General features: G+C 68.7%; 25 protein-coding genes. 8 read left to right on the top strand and 17 right to left on the bottom strand.

Annotation, left to right across the window (positions count from 1 at the left end):
- Positions 1-115: 115 nt before the first annotated feature.
- From ACWDEX_RS26390 to ACWDEX_RS26355, 8 genes are all read right to left on the bottom strand, one after another.
- Positions 116-466 carry a hypothetical protein gene (locus ACWDEX_RS26390; RefSeq protein ID WP_450466562.1) on the bottom strand — a complete coding sequence of 117 codons (351 nt, stop codon included), beginning with the start codon at positions 464-466 and terminating at the stop codon, positions 116-118.
- A gap of 453 nt (positions 467-919) precedes the next feature.
- Entirely contained in the window at positions 920-1,678 is a 759-nt protein-coding gene (locus tag ACWDEX_RS26385) for an ABC transporter ATP-binding protein (protein WP_450466560.1), read from the bottom strand.
- 8 nt (positions 1,679-1,686) lie between these two features.
- Positions 1,687-3,294, bottom strand: a complete 1,608-nt coding sequence (gene mdlC / locus ACWDEX_RS26380) for a benzoylformate decarboxylase (RefSeq protein WP_450466558.1) — start codon at positions 3,292-3,294, stop codon at positions 1,687-1,689.
- Positions 3,291-4,100, bottom strand: a complete 810-nt coding sequence (locus tag ACWDEX_RS26375) for an ABC transporter permease (RefSeq protein ID WP_450466556.1) — start codon at positions 4,098-4,100, stop codon at positions 3,291-3,293. The genes mdlC and ACWDEX_RS26375 overlap by 4 nt, the downstream gene beginning before the upstream one ends.
- The gene (locus ACWDEX_RS26370) at positions 4,097-4,882 is read right to left on the bottom strand and encodes an ABC transporter permease (protein ID WP_450466554.1); all 786 of its coding nucleotides are present in this window, start codon (positions 4,880-4,882) and stop codon (positions 4,097-4,099) included. Before ACWDEX_RS26370 ends, ACWDEX_RS26375 begins: the two co-directional genes overlap by 4 nt.
- On the bottom strand, positions 4,879-5,802 hold the full coding sequence (locus tag ACWDEX_RS26365; RefSeq protein WP_450466552.1) for an ABC transporter substrate-binding protein: 924 nt from the start codon (positions 5,800-5,802) through the stop codon (positions 4,879-4,881). The genes ACWDEX_RS26370 and ACWDEX_RS26365 overlap by 4 nt, the downstream gene beginning before the upstream one ends.
- Before the next feature lie 409 nt (positions 5,803-6,211).
- The gene (locus tag ACWDEX_RS26360) at positions 6,212-7,252 is read right to left on the bottom strand and encodes a VWA domain-containing protein (protein ID WP_450466550.1); all 1,041 of its coding nucleotides are present in this window, start codon (positions 7,250-7,252) and stop codon (positions 6,212-6,214) included.
- Positions 7,253-7,291: 39 nt separating this feature from the next.
- A complete protein-coding gene (locus ACWDEX_RS26355; RefSeq protein ID WP_450466548.1) occupies positions 7,292-7,495 on the bottom strand; it encodes a hypothetical protein in 204 nt (67 codons plus the stop codon).
- A 61-nt stretch (positions 7,496-7,556) separates the two neighbouring features.
- Between ACWDEX_RS26355 and ACWDEX_RS26350 the strand changes: the two genes are divergently transcribed.
- Both ACWDEX_RS26350 and ACWDEX_RS26345 read left to right on the top strand, forming a co-directional pair.
- Complete coding sequence (locus ACWDEX_RS26350; protein WP_450466546.1) at positions 7,557-8,015, top strand: hypothetical protein; 459 nt, start codon at positions 7,557-7,559, stop codon at positions 8,013-8,015.
- Between the two features lie 319 nt (positions 8,016-8,334).
- Positions 8,335-8,808, top strand: a complete 474-nt coding sequence (locus tag ACWDEX_RS26345) for a hypothetical protein (RefSeq protein WP_450466544.1) — start codon at positions 8,335-8,337, stop codon at positions 8,806-8,808.
- A gap of 95 nt (positions 8,809-8,903) precedes the next feature.
- Here ACWDEX_RS26345 and ACWDEX_RS26340 read toward each other — a convergent pair whose 3' ends face one another.
- The 5 genes from ACWDEX_RS26340 to ACWDEX_RS26320 form a co-directional block, all read right to left on the bottom strand.
- Positions 8,904-9,296, bottom strand: coding sequence for a hypothetical protein (locus ACWDEX_RS26340; protein ID WP_450466542.1), 393 nt, complete (start codon positions 9,294-9,296; stop codon positions 8,904-8,906).
- 107 nt (positions 9,297-9,403) lie between these two features.
- The gene (locus ACWDEX_RS26335; protein ID WP_450466540.1) at positions 9,404-10,204 is read right to left on the bottom strand and encodes an Ada metal-binding domain-containing protein; all 801 of its coding nucleotides are present in this window, start codon (positions 10,202-10,204) and stop codon (positions 9,404-9,406) included.
- A complete protein-coding gene (locus tag ACWDEX_RS26330; protein WP_450466538.1) occupies positions 10,201-10,995 on the bottom strand; it encodes a 2OG-Fe(II) oxygenase in 795 nt (264 codons plus the stop codon). The genes ACWDEX_RS26335 and ACWDEX_RS26330 overlap by 4 nt, the downstream gene beginning before the upstream one ends.
- A 5-nt stretch (positions 10,996-11,000) precedes the next feature.
- On the bottom strand, positions 11,001-11,510 hold the full coding sequence (locus ACWDEX_RS26325) for a methylated-DNA--[protein]-cysteine S-methyltransferase (RefSeq protein ID WP_450466536.1): 510 nt from the start codon (positions 11,508-11,510) through the stop codon (positions 11,001-11,003).
- Between the two features lie 200 nt (positions 11,511-11,710).
- Complete coding sequence (locus tag ACWDEX_RS26320; protein WP_450466534.1) at positions 11,711-12,475, bottom strand: 2OG-Fe(II) oxygenase; 765 nt, start codon at positions 12,473-12,475, stop codon at positions 11,711-11,713.
- Between the two features lie 8 nt (positions 12,476-12,483).
- On the opposite strand from ACWDEX_RS26320, the gene ACWDEX_RS26315 reads away from it, so the two are divergent.
- Positions 12,484-13,929 carry a DUF7507 domain-containing protein gene (locus ACWDEX_RS26315; protein ID WP_450466532.1) on the top strand — a complete coding sequence of 482 codons (1,446 nt, stop codon included), beginning with the start codon at positions 12,484-12,486 and terminating at the stop codon, positions 13,927-13,929.
- Positions 13,884-14,831, top strand: coding sequence for a DUF7507 domain-containing protein (locus ACWDEX_RS26310; protein WP_450466530.1), 948 nt, complete (start codon positions 13,884-13,886; stop codon positions 14,829-14,831). Before ACWDEX_RS26315 ends, ACWDEX_RS26310 begins: the two co-directional genes overlap by 46 nt.
- Before the next feature lie 132 nt (positions 14,832-14,963).
- Here the strand turns inward: ACWDEX_RS26310 and ACWDEX_RS26305 are convergent, their stop codons facing one another.
- On the bottom strand, positions 14,964-15,485 hold the full coding sequence (locus ACWDEX_RS26305; protein WP_450466528.1) for an ATP-binding protein: 522 nt from the start codon (positions 15,483-15,485) through the stop codon (positions 14,964-14,966).
- A 236-nt stretch (positions 15,486-15,721) separates the two neighbouring features.
- Positions 15,722-16,045: a putative quinol monooxygenase gene (locus tag ACWDEX_RS26300; protein ID WP_450466526.1), complete on the bottom strand. Its 324-nt coding sequence runs from the start codon at positions 16,043-16,045 to the stop codon at positions 15,722-15,724.
- A 113-nt stretch (positions 16,046-16,158) separates the two neighbouring features.
- Between ACWDEX_RS26300 and ACWDEX_RS26295 the strand changes: the two genes are divergently transcribed.
- The 4 genes from ACWDEX_RS26295 (at position 16,159) to ACWDEX_RS26280 (ending at position 18,716) form a co-directional block, all read left to right on the top strand.
- The gene (locus tag ACWDEX_RS26295) at positions 16,159-16,287 is read left to right on the top strand and encodes a hypothetical protein (protein WP_450466524.1); all 129 of its coding nucleotides are present in this window, start codon (positions 16,159-16,161) and stop codon (positions 16,285-16,287) included.
- Between the two features lie 152 nt (positions 16,288-16,439).
- Positions 16,440-16,973 (top strand): GNAT family N-acetyltransferase, encoded by a 534-nt coding sequence (locus tag ACWDEX_RS26290; protein WP_450466522.1) that lies wholly within the window; start codon positions 16,440-16,442, stop codon positions 16,971-16,973.
- Positions 16,974-17,150: 177 nt separating this feature from the next.
- Positions 17,151-17,891: a VOC family protein gene (locus tag ACWDEX_RS26285; RefSeq protein ID WP_450466520.1), complete on the top strand. Its 741-nt coding sequence runs from the start codon at positions 17,151-17,153 to the stop codon at positions 17,889-17,891.
- Between the two features lie 75 nt (positions 17,892-17,966).
- Positions 17,967-18,716 (top strand): L,D-transpeptidase family protein, encoded by a 750-nt coding sequence (locus ACWDEX_RS26280; protein ID WP_450466518.1) that lies wholly within the window; start codon positions 17,967-17,969, stop codon positions 18,714-18,716.
- A gap of 264 nt (positions 18,717-18,980) precedes the next feature.
- Here ACWDEX_RS26280 and ACWDEX_RS26275 read toward each other — a convergent pair whose 3' ends face one another.
- Positions 18,981-20,183 carry a DUF418 domain-containing protein gene (locus ACWDEX_RS26275; protein ID WP_450466516.1) on the bottom strand — a complete coding sequence of 401 codons (1,203 nt, stop codon included), beginning with the start codon at positions 20,181-20,183 and terminating at the stop codon, positions 18,981-18,983.
- Between the two features lie 572 nt (positions 20,184-20,755).
- Positions 20,756-21,451, bottom strand: coding sequence for a DUF899 domain-containing protein (locus ACWDEX_RS26270; RefSeq protein ID WP_450466514.1), 696 nt, complete (start codon positions 21,449-21,451; stop codon positions 20,756-20,758).
- Between the last annotated feature and the right edge of the window lie 212 nt (positions 21,452-21,663).

The following is a 21,663-nucleotide window of genomic DNA, read 5'->3' as shown; positions in this document are numbered from 1 at the left end:
GTGGACGTCGTCTGCCGACTGTCCGCCGGGGTCGCGGCGGCCGGTGGGGGGGCGGGGGCGCAGCGGCGTTTCGGAAGTGCCCGCCGACGACAGGAAAGACCAGGACCCACTGCAGTCACCTGTCATCGGCACCCTCCGGATCGACGGCCGGCGGAAAGCCGAGTCCGTCGAGCAGGGTGAAGAAGAGATCTTCAGCGAACGTCTCATGGCCCCGGAAGATCTGTTCGACGACGGACGGGTCGACACCTTGGCCGAAGCCGGCGGCGCGAGCCCACAGCACGGCCCTGGAAGCGTCGGAGGAAACGGACGCTTCCATCTCGGCTCGCTTGCGGGTGATCGCCGCTTGAAAGGCGGGATCCTCGGGAAGGGACTCCTCGGCATCCTCGGGCATCTGCGTCAGTTCGGCGGCAGCGGTCTCGAGGTCGAGCCACCCCTGCCAGAAGCTGCCGTCGGGTGCTGCTCCCATGACAACACCGAAGTCACTGTCGCAGATCGTGGCGACACAGGCCGGAGCCCCCGTCCACCGAACCATGGAGAGCAGAGCATCCTCCATCTCGCCCGGAAGCCCGTGATGGACCTGCACCGTCTGCCACCATCCGTCTCGAGGCCAGCACGTCGACACACAACTCTCGTGCCCCTCACGGCAGGTAGGCGGCGGTCCCGGGAACACCGGCGCACGTGACAGCGGCTCCTTGCTGCGGAAGACAAGGAAATCGCCCCAGAATCCCACTTCTTCGCCCCTCATGAGGTTCGTCCGTCAGAGCAAATGCAGCCTAGCGACGGGTACTGACAAGCACGCCGGCCTCCTCGAGCGGCGTCTCATCCCACGAAGCGGGCTGGTCGCCATGGCCACCTTGAAAGGGCTCGTGAGGTGCCGCCTCCCAGCGGTGACTTCGGCAACGTCCGAGCGCTGGCCAGTTCAGGCCTGGTCCGGTGTCCGCACCGCCCGCCCTACCTCGGTGCGCAGCGTCACGAACTCGGGCAGGCCCCGCGTCGTGATCTGGTCGCGTCGCGAGGGGAGTTCGACCGGCAGGTCACGGACGATGCGGGAGTCCGGGCCTGCGGACAGGACGATGACGCGGTCGCCGACGTAGACGCTCTCGTCGATGTCGTGCGTGACGAACACGATCGTGGTGCCGTCAGCGTGGTGCACCTCCAGGAGCAGGTCTTCCAGATCCTCGCGGGTCTGGGCGTCCAGAGAGCCGAAGGGCTCGTCCATGAGCAGCAGCGAGGGGCGGACGACCAGGGCGCGGGCAATGGCGACCCGCTGCTGCATGCCGCCGGAGAGCTGCCATGGGTAGCGGCGGGCCGAGGCCTTGAGGCCGACGCGCTCCAGGATGTGTTCGGCCTCGGCCCGCCGCTCAGCCCGGCGAAGACCCCGACGGCGCAGAGGCAGGGCCACGTTGTCGCGGACCGTGAGCCATGGCAACAGCGAGCGGCCGTAGTCCTGGAAGACGACCGCGAGCCGGTCCGGCACACCGGTGACCGGCGTGCCGTCGATCGTGACTGTCCCCTCGGATGCGGGCAGCAGCCCGGCGATCGTCCGCAGCAGCGTCGACTTGCCACAGCCCGACGGGCCGACTACGCACAGGAGTTGACCGTCCGGCACGCTCAGAGACACGTCGTACAGGACACGGCGCTCTCCGTAGGACTGGCTCAGGGAGTCGATTCGGAGCATCCGGGCCCTCACCCGGCCCATGGTTCGTAAAGCACGCCCTCGGTGCCGGTGACGCGCAGATGAAGGAGGTGAGGGCCGTCGTCGTCGCCGAGCGAGGTCACCGCGCGGTCCAAGGCCTTGCCGAGGTCTCCCGGACGGTCCGCGTAGTCGGCCCGGCAACCGAACGACGCGGCGAGCTCGGCGAAGTCGATACCGCCGATCTCCGTGCCGGGCACCGGCGCGATGCCGATCCGACGGCCGAGCGCGCTCACGGCCCCGTAGCCGCCGTTGTCGAGCACGACGAAGGTGACCGGCGCCCGGTACCGGGCGGCCGTCCACAGTGCCTGCACCGAGTACAGCGCCGAACCATCGCCCAGCACACACACCACCCGCCGCCGGTCGGCGAGCGCGCGGCCGACGGCGAGCGGCAGGCCCCAGCCGAGCGCACCGCTGCCTGTGGTGAGGAAACCGCCCGACAGATCGATTGGCACGTATGCGTGCAGCGCGTCCCGGTGGCTGGGGGTCTCCTCGACGAGCACCCGATCGCGAGGAAGGCGCCGGTGCAACTGGTCCATGACCAGTTCGGGTGTGAGGTCCGCGCCCGGGCTCACCGGCGCCGGCTGCCTGCGTGCCGGTGGCGGTTCGCGGTCCGACCGGCCGACCAGCGCGGTGAGTTGGGTAAGGGCGGGGCGCAGCGTGGTGACCAGGCTGGTGCCGGTGGGCAGCCACGCCGCCTGAGCCGGGTCGCAGTCCAGGTGGAAGAGCTCGGTGCCCGGTGCCAGCGGGGGGCTGTCGTCCGCCACGTGGTATGTGAACACCGGTGCCCCGAGCGCGACCACCACGTCGTACGGCTTGAGACGCGCTGCCAACTGGCCGGCGACCGGTGGCAGGAAACCCTGGAAGAACGGATGCGACTCCGGAAATCCGGAGCGGCCGGACAACGGGCTGATCCAGACAGCCGCGCGGATCCGCTCGGCCAGTGCGACAGCCTCGGGCATCGCGGCTTCGTCGTCCACGCCGGGGCCGACGACCAGCGCAGGCCGCGCACAGGTGTCGAGGCGGACGGCGAGCGCGGCGAGCGCCTCCGGGGCGGCGGTGACTCCACTGTGCACCGCCCGGGGCTCGACCCATTCGGCCGCCTGGTCCCAGTCGTCCTCCGGAACGGACACGAACACCGGCCCGCGCGGACGCGTCATCGCGATGCGGTGCATCTCGGCGAGGACGGCCGGCACATCGGCGGCACGTTCGGGCTGACGGGCCGACTTCACGTACGGGCGCGGGAATCGATCCGGTTCGTCGGCGCCGAGGAACGGGCGCAGCCGGATCAGGGAGCGAGCTTGCTGACCGGCGACGATCACCAACGGCACCCGGTCGCGGTACGCGTTGAAGACGGCGCCCAGCGAGTGACCGACACCTCCCGCGGAGTGCAGGCTGACGAACGCGGCGCGCCCCGTACCCAGGGCATGGCCCGCGGCCATCGCCACGGCCGAGGACTCCTGCAGCCCCAGAACATACGTGAAGTCGTCGGGCCAGTTGCGGAACATGCGCAGTTCGGTAGAGCCCGGGTTGCCGAACACGGTGGTCATGCCGGTGTCGCGCAGCAGCCCGACGACCGCGTCCAGGACCGTTGTCCTCATGGCTGCCTCCCTGTGCCGAGCAGTCGTTTCTCGATGGCCAACAAGCCGGTGTTGAACAGATAGCCCAAGGCGCCGAGCAGCACCAGCACCGCCCAGACGGTGAGCAGATCGGAACGTGACTGGGCGTCGGTGAGCATGAAACCGATGCCGTTCTCGGTACCCGGTAGCAGCTCTGAGAACACCATGAGGATCAGCGCGAGCGACAGGCTCAGCCGCAGCCCGGCGAAGATGCGGGGGAGAGCGGAGGGCAGGATCACGTACCAGAGCCGTTCGGCCCAGGCGAGCCGCAGCACGGCTGCGACCTGAAGACGCAGCGGATCGGTGTTGCGGACGCCCTCCGCCGTGTTGATGAGGACCGGCCACACGGCGCTGAACACGATCGACGCGACCTGCATCTGCGTACCGAAGTCGAGGACCACGACGAAGACCGGAACCAGGGCGGGCGGCGGGACGGCTCGCGCGAACTGCAGCACCGGATCGCACAGTGCGTAGACCGGCCGCACGCGGCCGATCGCCGCCCCCAGGGCGACCCCGGCGACGGCGGCGAGCATAAAACCGGCCGCCATCCGGCCGAGGCTCGGCCCGATGGTGTCGAACGCGGCGTCGGTGAGGAACAGATGGCTCGCCGGGCCGCAGAACCACAGGTCGTAGGAGTGCCGCACGATGCGCGACGGCGGCGGGAAGAAGACGCTGCCGCGCGCGCGGGCCGCCAGTTCCCAGGCGCCGACGGCAACGGCCGGCACCGGTCGTCGCAGCAGGGCACCGAGTACGCCACGCGCCGCCCTGGCCGTCAGCCGAGCGGTCACGTCGGCACCACTCGCCGCTCGGGCGTCCACGGGAACAACCGCCGTTCTGCCCACACCAGTACGCCATTGACGACCAGGCCGAGCACCCCTGCCCACACCACGCCCGCGAGCACGTCCCGCGTGCCGTCGGTGGCCAGTTGGGCCTGCGCGATGAAGATCCCAAGGCCCTCGCCGAACCCGGACAACAGCTCGGCAGCCACAGCCACAACGAGAGCGACGGCTGCCGAGATACGGATACCGGCGGCGATGAACGGCGCCGCACCGGCCAGTTCGACACGTAACAGCACCGCGGCCCGCCCGAAGCCGAAGGCGCGGAGCGTGTCCTTGGCCAGCGGCTCGCTCTCACCGAGGCCGTACACCGTGTTGAACAGAATCGGCCACACCGAGGCGTAGGTGATCAATACGGTTTCGGTCTGGGTGCCGGAACCCAGCAGCAGCGACACCAACGGGATCAGCGCCACGGACGGCAACGGCCGCAGAAACTCCACGATCACGCGCACCGCGGTATCCACAACCGGCACGCTGCCGAGCACCAGGCCGACCGGTACGGCGATCACACACGCGAGGGCGAGCCCCAGCGCCCAGGCACGCATCGTGGCACCGATCCCGTCGAGGAACATCGAGTCCCCTGCCAGGTCTACGGCGCGTTCCAGGACGTCGGACGCGGGCGGCAGATAGGTGCGCCGCACGATCCCCGCTCGTGACACGGCCTCGCACGCCCCGAAGGCCAGCAGTACGCCGAGGATGCCGAGCCCGACGTCCCGACGGCTGCGCCGGTTCACTTGACGAGCAGTGTCGACGGGTTCACGGCCTTCTTCAACAAGCCCTGTTCGTGCATGAGGGCGACAAGGCGACGCAGCCCGTTCGGATCGGCGGTGGCCGGATAAGCGGGCAAACCCATCGAATCCGCCTGTGCCGCCGAGACCTTGGCGTACTTCGGTAACTGCTTGCGCACGGCCGACGGGTCCTGGGCCGCGATCTTGGACGCGGCCTCGATCGCGCGCCTGAACGCGGCCGCGGTGTCCGGGTTCTGCTTCGCGTACCGCGCGGTGGTGACGTATCCGCTGATGGGCAGCGACTCGACGGGGGCAGCGCCGCCGTCGACGAGGACCCGGGCCTTCAACTCGCCCTGGATCGCGCTGTCGAAGGGCTCGACCACGTGCACCGCGTCGACCTGACCCTTCTCCAGGGCAGGTCCCATCTGCGGGAACGCGATCTGCCGGTAGACGGGCCTGCCGGCCCCCTGTTTCTCGAGGATCGCGTTCAGGGTCAGCGTCTGGATGTTGTTGAGGATGTTGACCGCGACTTTCTTGCCCTTGAGGTCGGCTGCGCTCTTGATGGCGGAGCCCTTCGGCACCAGGACATCCATCATGTGCGGCGCGACCCGCACGCCCTCCGCGAGGATGCGTACGTCGAGGGTCCCCTTCTCGTACGCCTGCAAGAAGGTCACATAGTTCGCGCTCGCGATCACGTCGACCTGGCCCTTGGACAGAGCGGGCAGCGCCTGGATGCTCTGCTGCACGGGCTGGATGTGGACATTCAGTCCTTCCTTCTTGAACAGGCCGCGGTCCTGGGCGATGTACAGCGCCGCGGAATCCGTCAACGGCAAAGCCGCCACGGTGACCTGATCCGCTTTCCCGCCCCCGGCACCGTCCGAGTCGCTCTTCCCGCAGGCCGCGATCAGCAGCGCGAGCACAGCCACGGCTGCAGCTGCCCTCCCCGTTCCCGTCCTCACCTGACGTAACGTCATAATCTCCTGTGTATCAGGACATGGCAGTGATCGCCATTGTCGGTACGGCCGCTCCACGGGCTCTTGGGAAAAATTGCGGGATCTGGCCCGTGAACCTTCTCTTCACCTACACGGTGTCCTTGTCGAGCTGTGAGTAGGCGTTGGTGTCAACGGGTGGGGTTTCACTGGTCCTGGGGCGGGCCGGTAGCACGTCGAGCTGCTGTGGGGCGGCGTCGATGCGGGCGGCGATGTTCTTGGATCGTCAGCGCGACGGCGTAGCGGGGCGACGGCTCCTGGCCGAGGCCATTACATGGCCGATGCGACGAAAGTCAGCGCTCGCCGCGGCGACGAAGTCTGCGGGACCCGGCGCGGTTGCCAGGCGTCAGAGCATGAGCAGCACCCGCGTGTTCGGTACCAGCTTCCGGTTCACGCTGGTGCTCTGCACGAAGATCGTGAAGTCGTCGTTGTGCTCCGGCTTGACGCGGACTTCCACGTCCGGCAGGCCGAGCAAGGCTCGGGCCTCGGGCCCCGTGTACACCCGGTCCGTCTTCTTCTCCAACACCGCGATCCGCTTCCGGGCCTGGACCTGCTCCGACTTGCTCAGCTGGTAGAACGCACCACCGGTACGGTAGGTGTGCCCGCACTCGATGACCCAGTCCCGGATCGCCGCGTCACGAGTTACCGGGAGCAGCTCGTACGTGGACGGATTCACCGGGGTGAGGCCGGCCGCCTTGATGGTGTCCTTGTTGACCGCCTCCGCACCCGTGGAGAACACCGCCCGCGATCCCCGGATGCCCTGGGCGCGACCCACCATGAACTTCTCGGTTGCCTGCTGGATGACCTGCCCGGCCTCCTCCAGACCCTGTGTGCTCGTGGCGTCCCAGATGGCGATGTTGTCCTTCGGGAAGCCGCACTGCATGGCCTCCCGCTTGCCCACCTGGTCCGGCACGAGAACGGCCAGCGTCCAGTTGTCCTCCTGCGTCTTGGTCATCTCGGCCACGGCCTTGACCAGTTCACGAGGATCGCTGGTGGCGACATCCGGGCCGCGGTGACTTGCGTTCTCCTGCCCGTCGGTGAGTATGAACGTCAGGAAGCTGTGGTCGCCGTACAGTTGGGCCGTCTGCGCCAGCTCTCGCTGTGACTTCAATGCGGCCGCCAGCAGAGCCGTCATTCCGCCGACCCGGTACAGTTGCTTCAGCGACGGCATCCGCAGCACGTCCTTGTCGTAGATGACGCACTCCACCTTGTCTGCGAAGACGTACACCGTGACGCGGGTTTCCTGGTCCAGCTCCCTCGATCGCCGGGCAAGGTACGCAATCTGCTGGTCGGCGACTTCGACGACCTTGCGGCTCAGGTGCGACATGGACGAACTGGCATCCAGCACAAGAGCAACGTGATTGATGTAGTTCTGGCTCCCGGACATGGCAGCTCCCCCTCTTTCCGACTCGATGCTCCTACCGTCTCACCCACCACTGACAATCGGTCCGGGCTCCGAGGCCGGGTGAAGCGGCCACGTCATCGGGTCGGCGGTGCCGGAGTGCCGCGCAGCCCCGACGACCCTGATCTGCTGGTCGCCATAGAGGGACAGCGCGAGCCATGGCAACAGTTCCGGTGTCCGGAGCATGACCTCCTCCAGTACGGCGACACCACCAGACTGGGAGCACATCGTTTGAGCTTCCTCTGAACTCCCTCGCGTGGTCCGTGGATGGTGCGCTATAAACGGGCCGATGGCATTGATGGTCGAGCGAACAGACGCACGTACGTGGACCGATGAACAGATGCAGGAGCTCTTCAGCGAGGGTTTCCCGGAGTTCATCACAGCCGATCGGCTGGCCAAGCAATACATCGGCAGGATCAGGGAGTGGTTCGCCGACCTCAATCTCACGTTGGTGGACGAGCGAGGCACGCCTGTCGCGACCGGCTGGGGTATACCGATCCGGTGGGACGGACTGACGCAGACACTCCCCACTGGTTACACCCAGGCCACGATCCGCGCCGTGGAAGGCCGAGAACAAGGCGTCGAACCCGACACCCTGGTGATCTGCGGGGCAATCGTCACCCCGTCGCTCAAAGGACGCGGCCTGGCCGGAAAGACGCTCAAAGCACTGCGCCGGCTCGCCGAGGATGCCGGATGGCCAACGTCAGAGGGTAGCGGGCCTTCAGGGTTGGGCGTACTGGCGCGATGACACGTTGAGCAGCCGCCGTACTTGCGGACAACTGCCTTCAGCGCGTGGTGTTCCCCTGGTCGAGAGGGGGCGAGTCCAGTGCCGATGCGGTGCGATCCCAGAAGGCGTGGCACAGCAGATGCTGCATGCTGTGCGGATTTACTCCCCGGCCCACCCAGCGATCGTCCGGTAGTTCTCGTGCGGTGGGTCCGACAGCAAGCTCAGCGCCAACCGGTCGGCGTGGTGGGGTTCGACCTGGGCGACCCCTGGTGCGCCGGGGTCGCCGAGGCGCAGGAGCTGTGGGCTGGAATGTCAGAAGCGGCCAGTAGCCTCAGGCACCATGGGCATTCATATCGATGTAGTGGTGGGTTACCCGATCAACGATGAGGTGGAGAGGGTGCTCGGGTTGGCCGAGGCGGTCGGCGAGCCCGTCACTGTCACGTTCCAGTGGGAGGGGCGTGCAGGGGTGCAACGCGCGGTACTGGTGCCCGCGGCCACGCTGGCGCTCTGGGAGCATTGGGCCCCCACTGCCTACCCGACGAGTGGTGCTGGGGACGAGAACCGGGCTGTGGCGGAGGAGCCGGAACTGGCCCACCCAGCGGAATTCGGCGCGTTCACGCTCTTCCGTCGTCGCGTAGGCGGGCGTACGGCGGTTGCTCGCAACGGCGTGGTGGTCGCCGAGCTACTGGATCCCGACGAGGCGCACTGGCTCCAGGAGGAGGCCCGCAACGTCCGCCAGGGCTTCATGGATCCGAAGCAGAAGGCGGCTTTCGAGGAGTTCCTTGCGCGGCAGGCATCCCTCGATGAGCACTGACACGCCGACCCGGCTTCGTGGCTTGTAGTTGATCTTCGGGCTCTGGTCCACGTCGTGTGGTGTCGTGACGCTCTTTTCATGTCGACAGGGCATGTTTACGGCGGCCCCTGGCTAGCCTTGACCAGGTACAGGTTCTCGTTCTGCGCCTGGAAATAGCCGACGTCCAAGCACCAGCTGCAGCCGACCCGCGACGCGACGGCCTTGTGTGCGAACGACTTCAGGCCCGGGTCGACCGCGTCCCACGCACCCACCTTGGCGCCGAACTCCAAGTTGTCCTGGGTCGCCCGGGGACTGTGCCACAGCACCTCGACGTTCTGATCGCCCGCGCCGTCGAGCACTTCGGCGGCCTGGACATCCTCGTCAACGCGTTGGGGCGGTGTCAGCTGGCGCAAAAGGACCATCAGGGCGCGGGAGGCGTTCTCGGCCTGGCTGATCGCTTCGTCGGCGGACAGTTGTTCAGCAGGGATGGTGTCCGCAAGTAGAGGCATTTCATTGCGGCGACGGCGGGCGCCTAGCTCGTCGAGACAAATCCGGGACCGTGACAGTTGTCAACCATTCGGACAGTTGTCAACTATTTGGACGGATTCTCACACATCTAGGACGGGGAGCACGTCAACCAGTTGCCGCGGACCTCCCAGGTGCCGCCGTCCGCGGTGGCCCCGCGCAGGCCGTGCAGGGCGGCCGGGCCGGCCAGTGCCGGGATGCGGGAGTCGGCCACGGAGGCGAAGGCGTAGCTGCGCGCCGGGTCCCAGTCGGTGCTGTGGCGCAGACGGCGGGCCAGTTGCGCGAAGCCGAGGCCCGCGGCGGCCACCACCCACGCGTCGGGGGCCTGTTCGGTCAGCCGACGGGCCGCGCGCAGCCAGGAGGCGGCCGACTCCGGCCAGTCCACCACCGCCAGGACCTGCCCGCCGCGGGCCTCCCACGCCGTGGCGAAGGCCCGGGCGGCCGCCGTCGCGGCCGCGTCGCGGCTGTGTCCGAGGACCACGGTTGAGATCCGGGACCCAGGGGCCGTCAGCAGGCCCTCCAATGCCGCCAGTTCGGCCTCGGTGTGCGGAGCGGGCGCGGGCAACTCTCCGTACGAGTCCTCCTCGCCGGCAGCCAGCAGCGGCGAGGCCGGGACCTCGTCGAAGCCGGAAAGCGGCGACCGCCCCGCCTTCCACGCCCGGTAGCGCTCCGGCAGGCACACTGCGCAGGGCCGGTAGCCCGCCGCCACCGCGCTCGCCTCGTCCGCGAAGAACACCCGCTCGCGCACGTATCCGCCGCGCGCCAGCGCCCGCAGCGCCGAGGGACAGTCGAGGCGTCCGTACAGCCGGCCCCGTCGATGCCCACCCAACGTCCCCGGCACAGGGCTGCGGTACGGCTCCCCGTTCGGGCCGATGAGGGTGTACGTGCTCATGACGCGTCGTGGAAGACCAGGCCCAGCGCGCGCCGCCGCCCGCGCCTCACTGTGCTCACTCCGTGCCGCACCGCCCCCGCCGACCAGCCCCGCTTGGTGGCCACCGGGCGGTCCCGGGTGGTGAACACCAGCCCGTGGCCCTGCCGCAGGACACTGGTCGTGCCCCGCGACTGGGCCCGCGGCCGCTGCTCCACCAGCAGGAACTCCCCGCCTGTGTAGTCGCTGCCATACATGTCGAGGCCGATCACCACCTGGAGCGGGAAGACCAGGTCACCGAACACGTCCCGGTGCAGGGCGTTCCAGTCGCCCTCCCCGTACGAGAGCAGTATCTGCGCGGAGCGGTCCTGGCCGGCCCCGTGGCACTGGTCCAGCCACTCGGCCAGGTCGTTCGGCCAGGGCGCCGGCCGGCCCAGCCGGGCCGCCCAGTCCCGTGCCACCGGCAGCAGCCGCGGGTACAGCGCCGCGCGCAGCGCGGCCACCGGCTCCGGAAGGTCGTGGGTGAAGTACCGGTACTCGCCCGAGCCGAAGCGGTGCCGGGCCATGTCGACCGTCGTACGGAACAACTCGGCGCGCTTGTAGAGGCCGGCGATCTGCGCGCATTCGCCGGGGGTCAGCAACGGTCGGTCCGTTGACGCGCATCCGTGCGCGTCCAGCTCCGCCGCCAGCGCCTTCCAGTCGCAGGAGTCGATCCGGTCACCGATCACCTCCGGCGCCAAGGGCGTTCCGGGGGTGGCGGCGCCGATGGCTCTCGTCGCTCCGGTGGCTGTGGCTGTGGCTGTGCTCGTGCGCACGGTCGTCATCCGCCCAGCACCGCGCCCTCGATGGCAAGCAGCGCCTGCTTGCGCTCCAGGCCCCCGGCGTAGCCGGTCAGCGAACCGTTCGCGCCGATCACCCGGTGGCACGGGCGCACCACCAACAGCGGATTGGCCCCGATCGCGGTGCCTACCGAGCGCGAGGCACTGCGCGGGGCTCCGATGCGGTCGGCGACCTGGCCGTACGTCAGGGTCGTGCCGTACGGGATCCGTTCCAGCACTTCCCACACGTCGCGCTGGAACGGAGACCCGGAAGCCACGAACTCCAGCTCGAACTCGGTCAGGCTGCCGTCGAAGTACGCGCCCAGTTGGCCCGCCACATGGGCGAAGGCGGCGTCGTCGCGGACCCAGTCCGCACGCACCGACGCGTCGCCCTTCTGGCCCCGCATGGACAGCGACACCAGCGCGACACCTCCCGGCGCGCTCGCGGACTTCTTTCCGGCCAGCAGCAGCGTGCCCATGGGGCTTTCCAGCGTGGTGTATCGCGTAGTCATCGTTTATTCCTTTCGTCCTTGCTTCACCCTCCCTCCGCCTTCGCCGCGATGTCTGGCGGCTTTCGGACGTCGCATTCCCGCGATCGGGAGGAGGAGCGTGGGTAAGGGGGCGCGCTGAACTCTGTCCTCGACCCCTGCGACGATCCGCGGATGCCAACCTCCCTCGGCCGCGCGGTCGCCGCCGGTCGCCTCTGCGCCGCTCACCGGGCATGGTGGAAGATCACCCCCAGGACGTGGCGCTCGCCGCGCCCCACCTCGCCGCTGCCGTGACGCACCGCATGCCTGCGCACCCCGTGCGGGCCGCGCACGGGCCGTTCCCGTACGGGGAAGACCAGACCCTGCCCCAGACCCGGCCGCACCACCACGGCCCGGGACTGGGCCCGTGGCCGCTGTTCCACGAACACGCTCTCGCCCCCGGTGAAGTCCACCTCGGGCTCGTTCAGCAGCACCGAGACCTGGAGCGGGAAGACCACGTCCCCGTACACGTCCTGGTGCAGCGACGCGTAGCCGCCTGGTCCGTACCGCAGGATCAGCGGAGTGGGCCGCAGTTGGCCCTGCTCCGCGCAACGCGCGTGCAACTGCGCCAGCCGGTCCGGGAAGCGGGGCCCACCGAGTAGGCCCGCCCACCGGTTGGCCACCCACGCCAGCCCCGGGTACAGCCCCTCGCGCAGCCGGCGCAGCAGCGGCAGACCGTCCGGGTCGGCGTAGTACCGGTAGGTGCCGCGGCCGTACTCGTGCCGCTCCATCACCACGGTCGACCGGAACAGCTCCGGCTGCCCAAAGCCCTTGACCAGCTCTGCGCACTCCTCGCGCGTCAGCAGCGGAGGGGTCAGCGCCGCGCCCCGTTCGTCGAGCTCCTCGGCCACGCGGGCCCAGTTCACATCCCAGTCGGCTGCGCCCCCTGGCGGCGGCTCCTCCCCGACCGGCTCGAACAGCGTCAGATCATCCATTGAATGCGCTCTCACGCCACCCCATGCTGCGTCGAGCCCGGTTACCTTGCTGGCGGCTTTCGGACGGCACGTTCCGCACCGCTTCCTCCGCTCCTGACTTCGACTCAGCCGGCCATCTGTGGCGGCTGAGCAACACCACTCCCGGCGACTGGGCGGAGATCGATCTGGTACCGGGGTCACCGACCTTCGGGCAGACGATCGCCTCGGGAACGGTCGGCTATCCGGGCAACCAGTTCCGCGCCCTCGGCGACTGGAGCTACATGACCGGGCCGCTGGGTCCCGGCCTGTACGGCGTCGGGGACCTGGTGGGCAACCGCATCCCGCACCTGCTGTACTTCAGCCGGGTCACACACACCTTCACCGACCTCGGCGAGGTGGGGGGTATGCCCCCCCCGGTGTCGGCGGTGTCGACCTCCGTGCCAGCTTCACGGACGGCACCTTCCTGTACGTACAGCTTCACCTCCGGCACGGTCTACCGCGTGAACGTCACTGCCGTGAGCACCGTCCCGCTCCCGCAGAGCCCGGGCGCCGGCCGATTCGCCGACGGCGCACAGTGCGTGCCCGCGGCGGCCGGGAGCACCATCAACGTCGTCAAACAGGTCGCCGGTCGCAACACCCCGCTGGACCAGTTCCGGGTGGGCCTGACCAACCCCGGGGGCAACGAGGTGGGCAGCGCGACCACCAGCGGTAACCAGACCCGGGCCGAGACCGGACCGCTGCCCGTCGCCTCGGGCCAGACGTACCGCCTGACCGACAGACTGGAGAACGACTACCTGCCACCGCGGCCCGACCTGTACGACACGTCCGCCACCTGCGTCGACAACACCACCGGCGCCGCGGTCCCGCTGGTCTTCGACGGCGGTTCCTGGGCGGTCCGCGTACCACGGACAGGCGCTGCCCTGACCTGCACAGTGACCAACAGAGCCCGCGGCACCGGAAGCATCCAGCCGACCAAGCACGCGGATCCGCCGGTGGTGACGGCGGTCGGGCAGACCGTCCACTACACCATGGACGTGCGTAACACCGGGGACACCGCGGTGCACGGTCTCACGCTGAACGATTCGCAAGGGGGCGGCCCGCACCCGTGCAGCCTTCCGCCCTCCGGCCGCCATCCGGGGCAGAGCACCACGTGCGTGGTGCTGACCCACGTGGTGACGCAGGAGGACATCAACCGCGGTTACATCTACGACACCGCCACGGTTCACGGGCACCGACAATCTGGGCCACCCCGTCCACGCAAGCGCCTCGGCGCGCGTGGACGCGGTCCAGCCGTCGCCGCAGATCACGATGACGAAGTCCGTGAACCCGGGCACCGTCACGGCCGCCGGGCAGCACGTGACGAGCCGAACCCGCTGCCGCCACCACACCCACGGGGAGCACGACTCGCTCCGACACCAGCACCGTCACCGTCGAGAGCACGGCCTTGTCAACGCTCGCCCTCAAGAAGACGGCGGTCCCGGACGTGGTGATCAGTGCCGGTGACCTGGTGACCTTCCACTACACGGTGCGCAACACCACTCTGCACGACGTCACCGTCGCGGAGACCCAGTTCTCCGGTACCGGCACACCGCCGGTCGTGATGTGCCCCAGCGGGCCGGTCCCACCCGGAGCAGTGGTGGAATGCGTGGGCACCTACCGGGCGACCCAGGCCGACGTCGGAGCCGGCAGAATCATTGACGTCGCACATGCCACCGCGACCCGTTCAATCTCCCTGTCCAGTGTGGTCTCGAACGACGCCGAGGCGACCGTCACGACCGCGCGCTCCTCACTCCGTCTGGAGAAATCCGTGCAGCCGAAGACGGCCGGCGAGGGTGACCAGGTCACGTATACGTTCACGGTGACGAACACGGGGCAGACGGCTCTGTCGGGATTGCAGGTCACGGACACCGCGTTCAGCGGTACCGGCAACCCGCCGGTGGTGAGTTGTCCGGTGGACTCGCTCGATGCCGGTGCGTCGGTGACGTGTCATGCGACGTACACCGTCACTCAGGCCGATGCGCAAGCAGGTCGGGTCACGAACACCGCGGTGGTGACCGCACACAACGCCGCGGACACCGAGGTCACTTCGCCCCCTGCGAGCGCCACCCTCACCACGCACCGGCCGCCGCCTGTCGCGGTCACCTGCCCCAGCACCACCCTCGCGCCGGGCGCGTCCATGACCTGCACCGCGGCGCCGTACACCATCACGAAGAAGGACGCCAGACGCGGCCACGTCACCGACACCGCACACGGCACCAACGCCGCCGGTCAGACCATCACCTCGAACGAGGCCAGCGCCACAGTGAAAGTCCGCCCCGGCGGCCACCGCCCCCGCCCACCGCACAAGAGCCCCCGCCCGCCGCACAAGGGGCACCGCCCAACGCACCACTGACCGACCACCCGGCACGGCCGTCCGACCAGCGGGCCAGGACGACCCGCGGGTTCACGCACGACCAGGCGACGGGACGTTTCCGGTGGATGACACCGCGGTGCTGGACTGAGCTGGTCGCGCGGCAGGCGGGCCTCAATTCTTGACGGCCTCCGCGATCTGCAGGGCTGCCTGGGCGGGAGTGAGGTGCGCGGTGTCGATGACTTCGGCCTCGTCGTGTAGCCAGGTGCGGGCTGCCTCGGCGTAGGGCTCAAGGTACTTGAGACGGAACGGGGAGGGGCCAAGAAGAGTGTCCCCCTCGATGCGCCCGCGGAGGGTGTCTTGGTCGGCGTGGAGAACAAAGTGCCGTACTGGAATGGCATATTGGGCAAGGCCCGTGCTGATCTCGCGCCAGTACTGTTCGACCAGGACAGTCATGGGCATCACCAGAGTGCCACCGGTGTAGTCGAGTACGCGGCGGGCGGTTTCGACTACGAGCGGCCGCCACGGCGGCCAGTGCTGGAAGTTGTCCGTCCCGGGCAGCCCCGGCGTGATGTCCATGAGTGTCTCGCCGACCTTCTCAGCGTCGAACACCCGTGAATCCGGGATCAGCTGCTGCACGAGTTTACTGGTCGTCGTCTTGCCTACGCCGTGGGTGCCGTTGAGCCATACGATCATGGGCCCCGACGCTAGCGCTGTGCGGGCCGTGAGAACAGGCACAGCAGACTTCCCGTACGGTCTCGGTTCGAGCCGTTGGCCCGCTCGCACGAGTTCGGGCCTTACTGGTGTGATTCGAGGGCCCGAACCAGTACTCCACGGACCCCCGGCTCACGCGCCCCGGCATACGCTGTTCGGGTGACATGCGAGACGAGGTCGCACAGCCGCCATCCATATCGGATGGCCACTCCGGCTCGTCAGTCGATGGTGAGCTCGCCCATCGCGCTCCAGCCGTCCGCTCCCTCGATGGTGGTACTCACGATGTCGGGGGTGCGGCGCAGCAGGGGGCGCATCGCTTCGAGGCCGGCACGGAAGTGGTCGGAGTTGACGTGCGCCTCGCCGGTGCCGTCACGGAAGGCCTCGACGAGGACGTAGGTGTCGGGGTCTTCGATGCTGCGGGACCACTCGAACCACAGGTTGCCGGGTTCGGCGCGGGTGGCCCGGGTGAAGGCTTCGACGTGCTCCGGCCACTCTTCGGTGTGCTCGGGCTTTACGGGGAACTTGACGACGATGAAGATCATCCGCTGATCATAGGTCACCACCCGGGCCGATTTGCCACAAGGTAGGGCATTACCTCAGTGACGGCTGGACCGCACCCCTGCGGAGGTTCGCGTTCTGACACGACCGAATTCCGGTGGCCGCGGACATCGAGTGTGTCCGCCCGCATCCGGTCGTCGGCGATGTCCCGCATTGCCTGGTCGTATGCGTCGAGGGCACGCACACCGACGAGGGCAGGCGCGCGCTGGCTGTCTGGATGCTCTGATCGCTGGTCGACCACTGCCGGAGCCCATGTCTCATATCAGCGATCGAGCATCACGTTGTGATCGCTCAGCCGGGCGACTGTGGCGGCTGCGTGAGTGGGGGTTGTGTGCCCAGTCCATAGACGTCGGCCACGTCAGTCGCGAGAATGCGGCCGTGGAGATCACAACCGCAGTGGCGACCGATGCCGATGCCGTCGCCGAGTTGCACACGGCCAGCTGGCGACGGGCCTACGCGAACCTGTTCCCTGCGCAGTACCTGGACGGCCCGTTGCTTGCCGAACGCCAACAGGTGTGGCGGGCGCGGCTGGCCGATCCCGTGCCGGGCGCGGCACTGTTCCTGGCCGTGGACGCCGGCGTGCTGCTCGGCTTCGTCTACCTGGAACCGCAGGCGGACGGCCGGGTCCTGCTCGACAACCTGCATGCCCGTCCTGGCGACACCGGGCGTGGGCTGGGCAGTCGGCTTCTTGAGCATGCCCTGGCCTGGTCCACCACCGCGCATCCCGGCAAAGACGTCTACCTGGAGGTCCTACAGGGCAACACCCGCGCGGTCGCGTTCTACGAACGTCACGGAGGCTGCCGTACCGCGTCCCGCATCTGCCGCTTCGAGCAGGGATTCGAGATTCCCGAGTTCGAGTACACCTGGCCCGCCACCGTCCCAGCCTCGACGCGCTCGCCGGCACGTCGCTGAGCGTGAACGCAGCAGAGGCAGTGCCCCGCGAGGAGACGGAGGTACCCAACCACCGTGCGCAACTGGCGAATGTGAGCGCTCTGTTGGCGAGCTGAGCACGGCGGCTGGTGAGCGAGCTGATCGCTGTTCGGCGACGGTGCGGATGTCGTGGCAGAGCGGGTGCATAGGATCGCGGGCATGGCACTGCGACCTGTTCACGTGAACATGAAGGCTCTTGACGGCTTGGCTGTCGGCCGGTTCTGGGCGGAGGCGCTCGGCTGGAGTGTTTTCCGCCCCGGCGTGACCACCTACGTTGGACCCGTCGGCGACTTCGTTTGGCCGCACCCGGTCGCCGTCTGCATCGATGTCGTTCCCGTTCCGGAACCCAAGACAACAACAAAGAACCGTGTGCACCTCGATCTCGCCACCACCTCTGCGGCCCATCAGGCGGAGTTGGTCGCGCGCCTTCAGGCTCTCGGTGCGACGCCCGCCCACGTGGGCCAGGGCGATGTGCCGTGGACGGTCCTCGCCGACCCGGAGGGCAACGAGTTCTGCGTGCTGGAGCCTCGGGAGATCTACCGGGACACCGGGCCGATCGCCGCGGTGGTGGTCGACTGTGTGGATCCGCGGTCCATGGCCCGGTTCTGGGGTGAGGCAATGGACTGGAGCCTGCACGAGGTGACCGACGATCATGCGCGGTTGCGCTCCGCCAAGGGCATCGGCCCGTATCTCGAGTTCCTTCGCACGCCCGACGGGAAGACCGTGCCAGACCGCGTCCATCTTGACCTGCTGCCGTACCCCGCTGACGACAAAGCAGCGGAGGTGGCCCGGCTGCGGTCCCTCGGTGCCACCGACCTCGACCTCGGCCAGGGCGACGTCCCGTGGACGTGCCTGGCCGACCCGGAGGGCCACGAGTTCTGTGTCCTCGCCCCGTCCTGACATGCGACGCCACTTGGCCCGGCTCCCCCACTGGCCGATGGACCACGCAAACAGCCCATGGGCGACCATGGAGGGATGCGGAGTACAGGGTTGATACGGGTTGCCGTGGGTGCTGGCTGTGGTGTCGCGTTCGTCATGTCGCTTGCGGCGTGCGGTGATTCGGGGCACAGGAGCGCCGCGGCGCGTGATCAGAAGGACGGCGTGCGGTCGCCAACGGCCGCTCTGCGGCGGGTGCCTGGCGTCGGGGACGGGCTGTGGCGACGCGTGCCGCGTGATTCGCGTCAGGTGGTCGTCGTCTACGGGGCGGGCAAGAATTCCTCCGACTCCACCGTGGCGGTCTTCACCAAGGACGGGGCCGTATGGCGCCAGGAGCGGTCCTGGTCCGCGCACAACGGGCGGAAGGGCTGGACGACGGATCACCACGAGAGCGATCTGCGCAGCCCGGTGGGGGTCTTCACGCTGAGCGACGCCGGTGGCGTGCTCTCCCCGCCCGGCAACACCAAGCTGCCATACACCCGCTCAGCGTCCTTCCAGGCCCCCCGATACTGGAAGAAGCCCTACTGGCACGACTTCGACTACGTCATCGCCATCGACTACAACCGCGTCACGGGCACTGCGCCGAACAACCCGACCCGTCCGCAAGGGCAGTCGAAGGGCGGCAGCATCTGGCTGCACATGGATCACGGCAGCGGTACGTCGGCGTGTATCAGCCAGTCCAAGGCGGACATGGAGTACCTGCTGCGCACCCTCGATCCAAGGCTCCACCCCGTCGTGGTGATGGGCGACCGCGCAGCGTTGAAGGACTTGCCCGGCCGGGCGAGCTGAGAGCGCACAGCTCCGAAGCGGCTGCCGCTTCCCCGCCTCCCGCCCCGGACGTGCCCGGGAGGCGTCCGGCTGCTTTGCGAGTGCTCACACAGGCGAGCATCCCCTGCGGACCCGCGCTGAGCCGCCGCGATCGGTGCGGCTGTGCTGAAACGGCGGCGATGGCCTCCGCAGCGCCGGAGACGCCATACGCGGAGTGCAGGTCGATCTTCGAGCAGCACAGCGTCGACCGTCGGGGACGGGGCGTCGGTCTGGCCGGTTCCGCGCTCAGCGGATGTGCCGGGCCAGCCCCGTCGCCTTGGTCATCAGCCATTCGAGAGGCCCGCGCTGCTGGAAGCGCGACCAGACAGTGGCGAACACCATGGCGGCCACGATGAAGCCGAGCAGAACGTGCAAGGGCGATCCGGGCAGTTCCTCGATCCCCAGGAACTGGATGGCGAAAAGGTGGAAGACGTACGCGGTCAGCGACATGGAACCGACTGCGATGACCGGCCGGGCCAGCGACTGGAGCCGCGGGAAGGCGTCCGTCGCGGCCAGACACGCGGCCACGACCATGATCGCCACACCTGTGTTGCCCACGATTGACAGTGTGGTCTCACTGTGCGGGGAAGCGGCCAGCAGCCAGGCGGGGGTGTCCCCGGACGGAAATCCCGCGGTGTCGGACCACCACACGCTCGCCCCATCTCCGGCCGACGTCGACGCGCCGATGGCCTTGGCGGCGCCAGGAAAGAGGTGCAGCGCCAGCCAGGAGCCTCCGTAGCCGGTGATCATGAGGGCGGCACCCGTGACGGCCAGGCGTGTCCGGACAGCGGTTGCAGCCAGATCCAGGCGGGCCACGGCCATGCCGGCGATCACGAACGGGATCCAGGTCAGGGCCGGGTAGGCGCCGGTGAAGAGCAGCGAGACGATGCCGTCGGCCTCACCGGGCGAGCGGACGCCACCGTCTCCTATCGCCTGCTGCACCACGTAGAGCACCTGGGGCAGGACGAGGGCCGTTCCCGCGGCGATCGCCGCCAGGGGGCCGGCACCGAGCCGGTACAGCGGCAGCACGAGCAGGAAGTACAGGCCGTAGAAGGCAAGGATCACATCGACCGGGGTGCCGCTCATGGTCAGCCACGTGCCCAGCGCCAGAAGGATCACGGCCCGGATCACCAACTTGACCCGCGCCTGGCGCCCTGCCAGCCCCGTCTTGGGCGCCGCGCGCCCGGTGATGAGAACAACCGCGAAGCCCGCCAGGAAGGCGAAGAGCGCGGAGGACCTGCCGTGCGCCAGCTCCATCAGGAAGCCGGTCACACCGCCCTGGTCAGGATCGGGCCCCACATGAGCCGCGTACATGCCGAATACCGCGAGTCCGCGGGCCAGGTCGAGCCCGACCAGTCGGCTTGCCGGTGCCTTCCGGCTGTCGCGCACGGGAGCAACGGGAGCGGGAGCGTCTGCCACAGGAGCTGCGACGTCTGAGTACTGTGCCATGCCTTCCAGGGATGAGAGTGGGGTGATCGCCGGGTATCCGGCGGGTGGCCGGGCCACCCCCGCCACCCGGCGGAGGCCACCAGCCGTGTCCGGATCCGCTGCTCGCAAAGCCGCCTCAGGGCTCGGCGCAGCAATACAGCAAGTGTGGACAGCTATCGGCGTATGTACTTCGAATGTACAGCCGCCGGCCGTGGTGGAGACGGTGTCGTGGAACACATGTGATCCGGCTCATGCCGGTGGACGACGAGGCGCTGCTTCGATCCGGCTGTCGCTCCTCCCCAACGCGGCCGACGATGTCTGGGCGGTCGATGTCGCCACCGCGATCGGAGCCAGTCGTCGAACCGTCCGTGCGGCACCTGGACGTGGTCCCGCGAGATCGTCCACGCTGAGGCGGCGGCGCGAGGCGGCCGTCACGGCCGGAAGCCGGACAGCTGCGGGAGTACCTGCTCGCGCCGCCGCTCGGACGCATACCGACGCGACCCGCTCACCGGTGCCCGGGAAGCTCTTCAGCGTCCGAAGCACAAGGCGCGCTTCCCGCGAGTTCACCGCTCATCGGCCGTGATCCAGTTCGTTCAGCCGCGGCCAGAGCCTGGGCCATGGAGCGCAGCGATGTCTTTGGACGTCGTCCACCGGCTGTAGGTGGGCGACTGGGGCCAGCCGTCGGGTGAGTCCTGCCACTCCTCCTGCCGTCCGTACGGTAGGACATCGATCAGCGCGAAGGTGTGACTGAGCTGCTCGACCCCCCGACCGTTGGTGTGCCAGGTGCGGTAGACGGTGTCGCCGTCGCGTAGGAACACGTTGACCGCGAACCCTCCGTCGGGCGGTGCGCCTACGTCGGCCCCGAATGAGCTGTTGGCAGTCGAGTACCAGGCCATCTGGTTGCCGACCCGCTGCTTGTAGGCGAGTGCCTCATTGATCGGGCCCTGGGTGACGATGACGAACCGCGCGTCATAGTTGTCCAGGAACTCCAGGCGGGTGTACTGCGACGTGAATCCCGTGCAGCCCGGGCACTGCCATTCCTCGCCGGCGAACCACATGTGGTTGTAGACGATCAGCTGCCTCTTGCCATCGAAGACGTCCACCAGCCGAACCAGGCCGTCCTCTCCCTCGAGGGTGTAATCGGGCATCTCGACCATCGGCAGGCGACGACGCTCGGCGGCGATGGCGTCAAGCTCCCGCGTCGCGGCCTTCTCCCTGACGCGCAGTGCCTCGAGCCGGCGCTCCCAGGATGCGGCGTCGACGACGGGTGGTAGTGCATGGGTGGTCATGTTCCCTCACAGATCTTGTGCGCTGCTTCCGCTTGTGCGGAGGTAGACCCCACCAGGCCCCGGAACTCATCGGTCGCCGACACCGCGGTGCCCTGCTGAGCTTCGCGAGCGTGCAATCCGCGTGGTTGCGGAGGTCCGTCCCCGGCAGGACGTTGTGCGTCGCGTGCGGGGACGCGGGCTGCCAGTTCGACTGCGAAGTGGCGGGCTGGGAC

It is taken from the genome of Streptomyces sp. NPDC001020, assembly GCF_053599115.1.
Note: the sequence above shows the minus strand (reverse complement) of the source record. Positions and strands in the feature narration are given on the sequence as shown.